Below are 9,789 nucleotides of genomic sequence, written 5' to 3' on the forward strand. Positions count from 1 at the left end.
TTAAAATGAACGCCGTTGGTTTTCTTGGTGGGGAACCGTTATTGAGAACGGATAGAATTAAGAAAATTATGGATTCGGTCTACAAAAATACTGACGGCATGCAAGGATTTCTTTATACAAACGGCGACCTGGTAGATACTGTAAATTGGGATGATCTCGAAGATATCCAATGGATGACAACAAATATTACAGATATAAGCATTGAAGAACTATCGAGAAGAATGAAGATAATCAGCGAAAGATCAAACGTTATTGGCCAAACAATAGTAGCAACTTTGGATGATTATAACTTAGAGAGAATTCTTGATATAACAAGATTTGGAACAGAAAATGGGTATCGTTTAAGATACCAAAAGGATTTATACAGAGGATTGGATGCTGAATACAGGAAAAGATTGTTGAAGAGATATCATGAATTATGCGATTTATTGGAAAATTATATTGTCAAGGGATACGATGTTCATACCACTTTCTTGCTGGATACCTTGATTCCTTTATGGGATCTTGAATATTCTCCATATCCTTGCGGGAAAAGAATTTCTACAGTATATCCGGATGGAACGATTGGGCCGTGTATTAGAGACCATTCATTTAAAACCGGAACAATATTTGACGAAAATCCTTTAAGCAAAATATATTGTGAAACATTTCACTACAACGTTACAAAACCGGGGATCCCGGACGAATGTAGGGAGTGTGAATCTAAAACCACCTGCCAGGGAGGGTGCCCCAACGATAGATTGTTGTTGACCGGTACCGCATCAGGAAAATCTGTTATGTGTGATATACATAAGGAAATTATTCCAAGGTTAAGATATTTAGACAAATTAAAGAACGATATGAAATGAAAACCATAAAAGATCTGGACAGACGAATATTATGTTACGGTCAAGGTCAGAATATAGTCATTGAGCCGCGATATTCAACAACAGCGGCGCTGTAATAGAGGCAGCAGGATAGGGCAGGTCTTGAGGAATTATGAGGAAAACGAATTTAACGGTATCCTTTGAAGAGGCGCTAAGGATTATTTTAGATTCTGTGAGCCCTCTGAACTGTGAAAACATTTCTATCATGGAAGCATCTCACCGTGTTTTATATGATGATATTGTATCGGATATAATGATTCCTCCTGTGGATGATTCAGCAATGGACGGTTATGCGATAATCGCGGATGACACGCAAGGGGCATCGAAAAATAATCCTGCAAAACTTAAAATTACAGGAGAGATACAGGCAGGCGGTTCCATTATCGATAAACAAGTCTCAAAAGGAACAGCAATAAGAATAATGACCGGCGCCCCGATACCGGAAGGCGCTGATTCGGTAATCCGGTTTGAAGATACAGAAGAAGAGGCCGGTTATGTAAAAATATTCCACGAAATGGTTAAATACGAAAATTACAGATTTGCAGGAGAAAATATCAGAAAAGGTGACAATGTGCTGCACAAAGGAGATCGGTTGAGTTGCGCGGACGTAGGTATCCTTGCGTCGCTGAATTACAATACAGTGCAAGTATATAAACAGCCGACCGTTTCAATTATCTCTACGGGCGATGAATTGGCGGATATAGGTGAAGAGATCCAGATTGGTCAAATCAGGAATGTAAATGCCTATACCTTGTACTCAGAGGTAAAAAAGATTAACGCTCTTCCCGGTTATTTAGGCATTGCTAAAGACACATTGAAGGATATGAAGGAAATATTTTTGAAGGCCTTGAAATCCGACGTCGTAATATCAACGGGCGGTGTATCAACGGGAAAGTACGATCTTGTTAAAGAAATTTATTCTGATCTAAATATCGAAATACAATTTGAATGGGTTAATGTCAAACCCGGCAAGCCGTGCGCTTTTGGAATAAAAGATAACAAACTGATTTTTGGCCTGCCGGGAAATCCAGTTCCGACTCTTACGTCATTCATTCAATTTGTGAGACCTGCGTTACTTAGATTAATGGGTGCAACAAGGGTAAAAAAACCAATCGTTAACGCATTTCTTGAAGAAGATATCAATTCGGGCAAAGTTCATCATCTATTGAGGGGCTACTTTACTATTAAAAATAATGAATTTTACGTTTCGACAACAGGCAATCAAAAGCCATCCGTACTTCGTTCAATGAGCGACGCGAACTGTCTGATAATCATTCCGGAAAATATCATAAAAGTAAAGGCAGGAGAAAAAGTAGCGATTCAATTAATTGAACATAATGAGATATAATATTCACCATATCTCCGTTATCCGTTCAGCGCGCCTGACAATTCTACTATTTTCCGGATGACTGCTTCATCGCACTCCATCCGTCTGGCGAGTACGGATATTTTTGAAGCCGGAACGGGCTCTCCACGGATGATATCCGCCTTTTTCATGGCAATTTCGGCAGAGGGTTTCGGATCTTCGGCCGGGAGGTAAATCACGCATTCAGGGGTGATCTCCTCGAGTATGCGGTTGCTCTCGATTATCAGAAAACGCGCGTTGCCGTGCTCGGCGGCGATGCTTGAAAAGCCGGTCCCCATAGGGTATAGATGACCATCTTTGCCGGGTTTACGCGCATGGTGGCCGATTTTTATTCGTACTGCGCCGGGCAGCAGTTTGCACAGTGCACGTGAAAGCTGTGTCTTCCCAACATTGGAACGCGCGCCTGAAACGACAATAACCTTCATATTACTTAAAACAACCGGTGTGATTCATCACTCTTCCTCTTTGAGAAACAATTGATGATATTCAGGCTCAGTCAGATATCTTTTCAGCATTTTACTTGTAACCTCAAATACCTCAGTTAAATCGTCGTCGCTCATCCGTCTCAGAATTGTTTGCATCAAATCGTCATCCGAAAATTTCTGCAGGTACACCTGTACTGTATTCTCATCGGATTGCCTGTCCAGACCATACCCCAATAGACCGTCAAACGTTTCTACAAAACAATGTGAGTGCTTTGTCATAACGACACCTTGTTTCCTTTTTAATTTCATTATATCAAATCCGGCGCGAGATATTAACTATTCAATGGTAAAATGAGTACCCCCGCCGATTCCCGATGCATATCTTAACGGAATAATTTAAAAGCCCCGCGTTTTTTTTGCGGGGCTTTTAAATTCAACACTGCAATCCCGTTGCTTCACGCAACTTCTTTTTCTTTGCTCTTTCTGACTATAGCTCTTTGATCTTCGGGGAGCGGAGGCGGAACGGCCTCGCCGACGATCTTTGTCACCGCGCCAAATCGAGGAGGACACGCTTCAAAACAGGTTCCGCATTTTATGCATTTCTCCTGATCGATCACGTGGACTTGGCCCTTGGCGCTGATAATCGCCTCTACGGGGCATCTCCTCGCGCAGGTCATACAGGCCTGGCACTTTGTCGGGTCGATATAGTACGAGGCCACTTCACGGAATAATGCGTCTATCTCGTCTTTCGTGAAAAATGTGTCATATTCGTCCGGGTTCTCAAGGCGTGTCCCCAGCTTTTCGTTTTTTATCACCTTAATGTAAGGGACCAGCTTTGTAAGTTCTGCAAGCCTGGACTTTAATTCTTCTTTATCAATCCCTTCGGCTTTGCCGAGTGGTCCTATTGTTTTCACATTCTTGACAAAATCATTCACAGATTCGACAAAAACATTTGCTTCGGCACCGGACATAAATGCGATCCTTAACCGTTCAGGGTTCAGCCCTATGTGTTCCATTAATTTTTTACAGAGCAGCACCATGTTAAGCGCATGGTAATTTCCATGAGTGATATAATTACATTCATTTAAATGGCAACCACCAATAAATACTCCATCTATTCCGTTTGAGAAGGCTCTGAGCACAAATGCCAGGTCAACTCTACCGGAACACATGACCCGTATAATCCTCATTTCAGTTGTATATTGCAGTCTGGAAACTCCAGCCAGGTCAGCAGCTCCGTATACTCACCAATTGCATGCAAAGCCCAAAATTCTTGGTTTAAATTTAGATCCTGTACCCATCGTTTCCACCTCCTTTGTCAGTAATCCCGGCTACATCCATTCGTACGCTTCTACACATTTCCTGCCGCCTTATCAATTTGCTGTATGATCTCTTCTTCTGGAACCACCGTATCAATTTCGGCTACCAGTTCTTCATCGGTATAGTGCTTAAGTGTTATAGCCCCTGTCGGACACTTTGAGTTGCAGAGACCATCTCCTTTACAGAGAACAGGATTAATTACAGCCTTTTTGCCTTGTTTTGTATCACGAAGTTCTAAGGCACCATAGGTACAGACTGCAACACATGCCCCGCAGCCCATACACCTCTTCTCATCCACCTCGCAAACAGCACCTGAGGCTACGACTATATCATTCGCGAGAAGCGTTAAAGCCCGGCCGGCAGCTCCATAAGCCTGGTTGATCGTTTCCTGCATAAACTTGGGATAGTGGGCCAATCCGCAGAGGTAGACGCCGTCCGTCGCAAACTCGACAGGTCTCAATTTGACATGGGCCTCCTTGAAGAAGCCGTCTAAGCTCAACGTTACCTTGAAAAGATTGGCTATCTCTTTTGTCGCTGCCGAAGGGACAACGGCAGCAGCCAGGGCGATGATGTCGGCATCCAGCTCAAGCTTCTTGCCGAGGATATAATCCGTCGCGGTTACCTTGAGAACGGGCCGGCCGTCTTCGGACTTGCCGGGTTCCACCACAGGTGGATCCTCCGGCTCGTAGCGGATAAACTTTACATCCTTACTTGCCGCTTCCCGGTAATAATCCTCTTTGAACCCGTAGGTCCTTATGTCCCGGAAGAGGATGTAGATGTCCATCGCGGGGTTCTTCTCTTTGAGCAGAAGCGCGTTCTTTATGGACTCGCTACAGCATATCCTGCTGCAGTAATTTCTGTCCTCGTTCCTGCAGCCAACGCACTGGATCATCACGAGACTCTGCGCCTTCGCAACCTTTTCGTCCCCGCTGACGATCTTCTCTTCCAGCTCAAGGTGGGTCATTACCCTCTCATCCTGTCCGTAGAGGTATTCAGTGGGCGTATAGAGTTCGGCGCCGATAGCGATAACGGCTGCGCCATGCTTTATCTCTGTAATCCCCCTGTCAGACTTCACCGTGGTGACAAAGTTCCCCACATATCCCTTTGCCTCCGTGATCGTTGCATCGGTATACACGTGTATCAGGGGGTGCTTGTAAATCTTTCCTGCAAGGTCGCGCAGATATGCTTGGACATCCAGCCCCTCAAGGGTGGTGTGGATCTTCCGCGCGATCCCGCCGAGGTCGCTGTCCTTTTCAATCAGGTAGGCCTCGTGCCCCTGGTTGGCCATGGAGAGAGCGCTTGTCATGCCGGCTATGCCTCCGCCGACCACCAACGCCGCCTTATTAACCGGAAGATCAAATTCCTGTAACGGCTCCAATTGGCAGGCGCGGGCTACCGACATCCGGATTATATCATGTGCCTTTTCGGTGGCCTCTTCCTTTTCTTTCTGATGAACCCAGGAGTTATGCTCCCTGATGTTTGCCATCTCGTAGTAGTACTGGTTGATCCCCGCCTCCCTGAGGGTGTCCCGGAATAACGGCTCGAGGGTCCTGGGGGAGCATGCAGCGACAACCACCCGATTGAGCCCTTTCTCCTTTATCTTGTCCGTTATTTCTTTGGCAGAATTAATAGCGCATGAAAATAACTGTTCCTGGGCGTAGACAACATTGGGCAAGGTCTTGCAATACTCGACCGTCTCGGGGACATTTACAATCCTTCCGATATTTGCGCCGCAATGACACACAAAGACCCCTACCTTCGGCTCCTCTTGAGAGACATCCTGTTCCGGCGGATATATCCTTTCCTTGGCAAGGTTCCCCCGTCTGTAGTCAAGGAGCTCGCCGATCTGGGAACTCGCCCCGCTGGCGCCAAAAACCGACTCGGGGATATCGATGGGACCCTGCAAGCCTCCGCTTACAAAGATCCCGGGCCTGTTGGTGATTATAGGATTGACGAGATCGAGCTTGCAAAAATTGTGAGAATTGAGCTCAATGCCGAATTTTTTTGCAATGTCCTTCACATCAGCAGGAGGATTCAATCCAACGGATAATACCACCATATCGAATTCTTCCTCTATTACTCCATCATCCGGGGTAGAATACCGTACGGTCACATTCTTCGTTACGGGATCCTCTTTTACTATGGACGTGTAACTTCTGAAGAAGCGAATGCCGGGCAGGTTCTCGGTCCTCTGGTAGTACCGCTCAAAATCCTTTCCGTAAGAACGTACATCGTTATGGAATATGGTGCACTTCGCCTCTGCGTCATGGTCTTTTGTCAGGATCGCCTGCTTCTGGGTATAGGTGCAGCATACAGCCGAACAATAGCTGTTGCCACCTTCAATAACCTGCCGGGAACCGACGCATTGAATCCAGGCTACGTTATGTGGATGCTTCTTGTCGGAGGTACGCAGTATCTCACCCCCATATGGCCCGGTGGAGGATAAGAGCCGCTCGTAGTCCATACTGGTTACCACGTTTACAAATTGTCCGTACCTGTATTCCTCCCTCACTTTGGGATCAAATGGTTCAATGCCGGGAGACAGAATTATGGCCCCTACATCTATTTCTACTTTCTCCGGCACTTGATTAAAATCTATGGCGTTATTCTTACATACTGCTTCGCATATACGACATTTCTTCTCTTTCAGGTAAAGACAGCTTTCATCTATATAGGTGATAAGTGGAATTGCCTGAGCGAAGTATATATGGACAGCTTTGTTTTTTGATATTTCCTGATTATATTGATCAGGGTATTGAACCGGGCAGTATTCTACACAGGTAGTACAACCCGTGCATTTGTCCTCCAGGATATACCTGGGTTTTTTAGTAAGCGTTACCTTAAAGTTTCCTGCCTCACCTTCCACGCTGTTTACTTCTGTGTAGCTAAGAACCTCTATGTTCGGATGACGGCCGACCTCGACCATTTTGGGTGCGAGTATTCAAGTGGAGCAGTCATTTGTGGGAAAGGTCTTGTCAAGCTGGGCCATATGGCCACCAATGGTCGGCGCCTTTTCAACTAAGTAAACCTTAAAACCAGCAGCAGCAAGATCAAGAGAGGCCTGGATACCGCTGATCCCTCCTCCAACAACCATTACGTCGCCAAAATTACCGTCTCCAAGACCTTTACGAAGTTGTTGAATATTTTCTTTGAGCGATATTACGTTTTCCACTTTCTATCACCTCATCAGATTTTTTGTGGCCGTACTTAATTCCTTGAACAGCCGAGTCGCTCCGGGTGTGAATACACCGACAGACGGTTTCCACGCGCCCGGCCAACCAGGGCAATACCAAGATCACGGGCAAGCCCAATGGCGGTCCCCGTCGGCGTGTGCCGTGAGACTACAACCGGGGTCTGCATCTTTGCGGCCTTGCGCAGCATCTCCGACGAAACACGACCGGTAGTCAGAATCAGCCGATCTCTCGTTGGTAGTCCTCTCGCCAGACATTCACCCTGGATCTTGTCCAGGGTGTTATGCCGTCCTATATCCTCAGTTACAACGAGCAGATTCCTTGCATCGGACAAGGCTGAGGTGTGCACGCCGCCACTAAGCCGATACAGCTCCTCGTGCTCCACAAGATACTTCATCTGCAACAGCACTTCCGCTGGTGTCACAACAAGATCAGAATCAACCTTCTGTCCCCCGGTTGTGAAAGTTGCGCCGCCTCCGCACCCGGAGGTGAGTGTCCGCTTCGTCGGTAATTCAAACTCGGGGTTGGAGAGCCTCACATCAACTTCCGATTCTTCGTCACAGACCCTCATCATTATTACATCGCCCATGCCTGATATGATTCCCTCTGAGTACAGGAATCCAAGGACAAGGAAATTCAGCTTGGTTGGGGTGCACAGGATGGTGACCAGATGCTGGAGATTGACAAAGACCGTAAGCTCTTTTTCGAGAGGCGCGTGGCCCGTAGTCCTGACCCATCCCGCCTCGGAAAAGCGGTCGCATGCAACCTCCGCTGCTACACCTGCCATATCCGATACGCCCATCGCTTCTTGCACCTCTCCTTTCTTCGTCCTCTACGTCACTTCCTGTATGATCTCTGTGATGTCTTTAACCTCTATGTCGTCAGCATGATTCATGACGAGCCTGCTGTCCTCAAGAGCGGTGATGCAATAGGGGCAGGAGGTAACGAGTTCCTTTGCCCCACACTCAATAGCCTGATCCACTCTGATGTTGGAGAATCGTTCATGTTTTTCGGTTTCCGCCCACACCCTGCCTCCTCCCATGCCGCAGCAGAGGCTGTCTACGCGCGACTCGGGCAGCTCGGTCAGCTCCAGACCGGGTATCTTCTTCAAGACCTCCCTGGGTTCTTCATATATACCGTTATGCCGGCCCAGATAACAGGGGTCATGGTAGGTAATCTTCTTTCCATACTCTTTGGTGATCTGCAGCCTCCCCTCATTGATAAGCTCGTATATATATTGGGAGATATGGACTACCTCAAAGCTTACCTTGAATTCAGGATACTCGTTTTTAAAGGTGTGGTAGCAGTGAGGGGAGGAAACGAGGATCTTCTTCACCCCATTGTCGATAAAGGTCTTGATGTTTTCCTTGGCCAGTTTTTTGAATAATTCCTCATTGCCGGTCTTGCGGATGCTTTCTCCGCAGCAGTTCTCCTTGCTCCCCAGTATCCCGTAATCTACTCCTGCCTTATTGAGGATCTTGACGGTAGCCTGCGCTACCTTCTTTAATCTCGGGTCGTAGCTGCAGTAGCAGCAGGGGAAATATAAAATATCCATCCCTTCGGCGAATGTCTTTACGGAGAGACCCTCTGCCCAATCGGCCCTGGTCTTCCGGTCTTCATTGAAGGGGTTTCCCTGGGAAGCCAGGCCTGAGCTTACGGTGCGGTAAGGCTTGACGGAACCGGGAAACACGCCGTATCCCGTGGCCATCCTGCGCAGCGATATCATGTCGTCGATCTGCTTTACGTCCCTGGGGCATCGCTGGGGGCATTTTCCGCAGGTAGTGCACCGCCAGATCTCCTCGCGTTCGATCTCACTTACACCAAACGTAGCCTCGCGGATGAGCTTGCGCATACTGAACTTCCTCACCCTGTTCCAGGGGCACACGGTATCACATTTTCCGCATTGATAGCAGAACTTGACGGCGTCTCCACCTTTCTCTTTTATCTCATCTATTACTTCTTTGAAGGGGGCTATGGTTTCCACGATATCTTAATCCTCTTTATTTGACTAATTTTTTCCGCTTTTTGTTCCTCGCCACACTATCGACTGCCTTTTCGCCTTTTCTGTCTCTCGCTATCTGCTATTCGCTATCTACTATTCACTGCCTTCATGCTATTCACTGGTTTGTTGAGCCCTTCTGCGACATCCGGGCAACGGTATCTGATACCTTCTCCAATCCATATTTGTCGATCATTGATGTCAACCCTGCCTCCACTGCCTCCATCTCCACCCCTTCTTCCACTTCTTCTTCCCTTTCTTCGTAGATCAGGGCATCGTTGAGGCACCACTCAACACATAAGGGTTTTTCTCTTGGCGGATCGTCTTCACACATATCGCATTTGAGGGGGAGACCGGAATCGGGTTCTTTGAACATGTCCCTGGATGGACAGGCAGCCCTGCAGAAGCCGCACTCATCGTATTCCTTCCCGTCAATGATATATTTGTCTCTGCCCATACATTCGGCTGCAGTATACTCGCCGGCATATACAGGAACATATACGTCTCTTATAGGGTCACGGATCATCCGGATACGCGACCTCGCCGGGTTATTGCTGCTGTATTTCGGGTTCGCGTGAAAGGCGGAGCAGATTACCTCACATGCCCGGCAGCCATTGCACTT

The 9,789-nt window shown here is 47.2% G+C and carries 9 protein-coding genes; 2 read left to right on the forward strand and 7 right to left on the reverse strand.

Annotated elements, in window-relative coordinates; genetic code table 11:
* Together PHU49_10275 and PHU49_10280 are read left to right on the forward strand one after the other, a co-directional pair.
* Positions 1-848: SPASM domain-containing protein (locus PHU49_10275; GenBank protein ID MDD5244391.1), on the forward strand; the 848-nt coding region annotated here is incomplete at its 5' end.
* Positions 849-978: 130 nt separating this feature from the next.
* On the forward strand, positions 979-2,214 hold the full coding sequence (locus PHU49_10280) for a molybdopterin molybdotransferase MoeA (protein MDD5244392.1): 1,236 nt from the start codon (positions 979-981) through the stop codon (positions 2,212-2,214).
* Between the two features lie 17 nt (positions 2,215-2,231).
* Here PHU49_10280 and PHU49_10285 read toward each other — a convergent pair whose 3' ends face one another.
* The 7 genes from PHU49_10285 to PHU49_10315 form a co-directional block, all read right to left on the reverse strand.
* Entirely contained in the window at positions 2,232-2,657 is a 426-nt protein-coding gene (locus PHU49_10285; protein MDD5244393.1) for a hypothetical protein, read from the reverse strand.
* 27 nt (positions 2,658-2,684) lie between these two features.
* The gene (locus PHU49_10290; protein ID MDD5244394.1) at positions 2,685-2,966 is read right to left on the reverse strand and encodes a hypothetical protein; all 282 of its coding nucleotides are present in this window, start codon (positions 2,964-2,966) and stop codon (positions 2,685-2,687) included.
* A gap of 146 nt (positions 2,967-3,112) precedes the next feature.
* The gene (locus PHU49_10295; GenBank protein MDD5244395.1) at positions 3,113-3,958 is read right to left on the reverse strand and encodes a hydrogenase iron-sulfur subunit; all 846 of its coding nucleotides are present in this window, start codon (positions 3,956-3,958) and stop codon (positions 3,113-3,115) included.
* A gap of 50 nt (positions 3,959-4,008) precedes the next feature.
* Positions 4,009-7,149, reverse strand: a complete 3,141-nt coding sequence (locus tag PHU49_10300; GenBank protein ID MDD5244396.1) for an FAD-dependent oxidoreductase — start codon at positions 7,147-7,149, stop codon at positions 4,009-4,011.
* Between the two features lie 35 nt (positions 7,150-7,184).
* A complete protein-coding gene (gene fdhD / locus PHU49_10305) occupies positions 7,185-7,970 on the reverse strand; it encodes a formate dehydrogenase accessory sulfurtransferase FdhD (GenBank protein ID MDD5244397.1) in 786 nt (261 codons plus the stop codon).
* 30 nt (positions 7,971-8,000) lie between these two features.
* Complete coding sequence (locus PHU49_10310) at positions 8,001-9,152, reverse strand: (Fe-S)-binding protein (GenBank protein ID MDD5244398.1); 1,152 nt, start codon at positions 9,150-9,152, stop codon at positions 8,001-8,003.
* A gap of 133 nt (positions 9,153-9,285) precedes the next feature.
* On the reverse strand, positions 9,286-9,789 hold a 504-nt coding region (locus tag PHU49_10315), incomplete at its 5' end, for a hypothetical protein (GenBank protein ID MDD5244399.1).

The sequence above is a fragment of the Syntrophorhabdaceae bacterium genome, assembly GCA_028713955.1.
Classification (GTDB): Bacteria; Desulfobacterota; Syntrophorhabdia; order Syntrophorhabdales; family Syntrophorhabdaceae; genus UBA5609.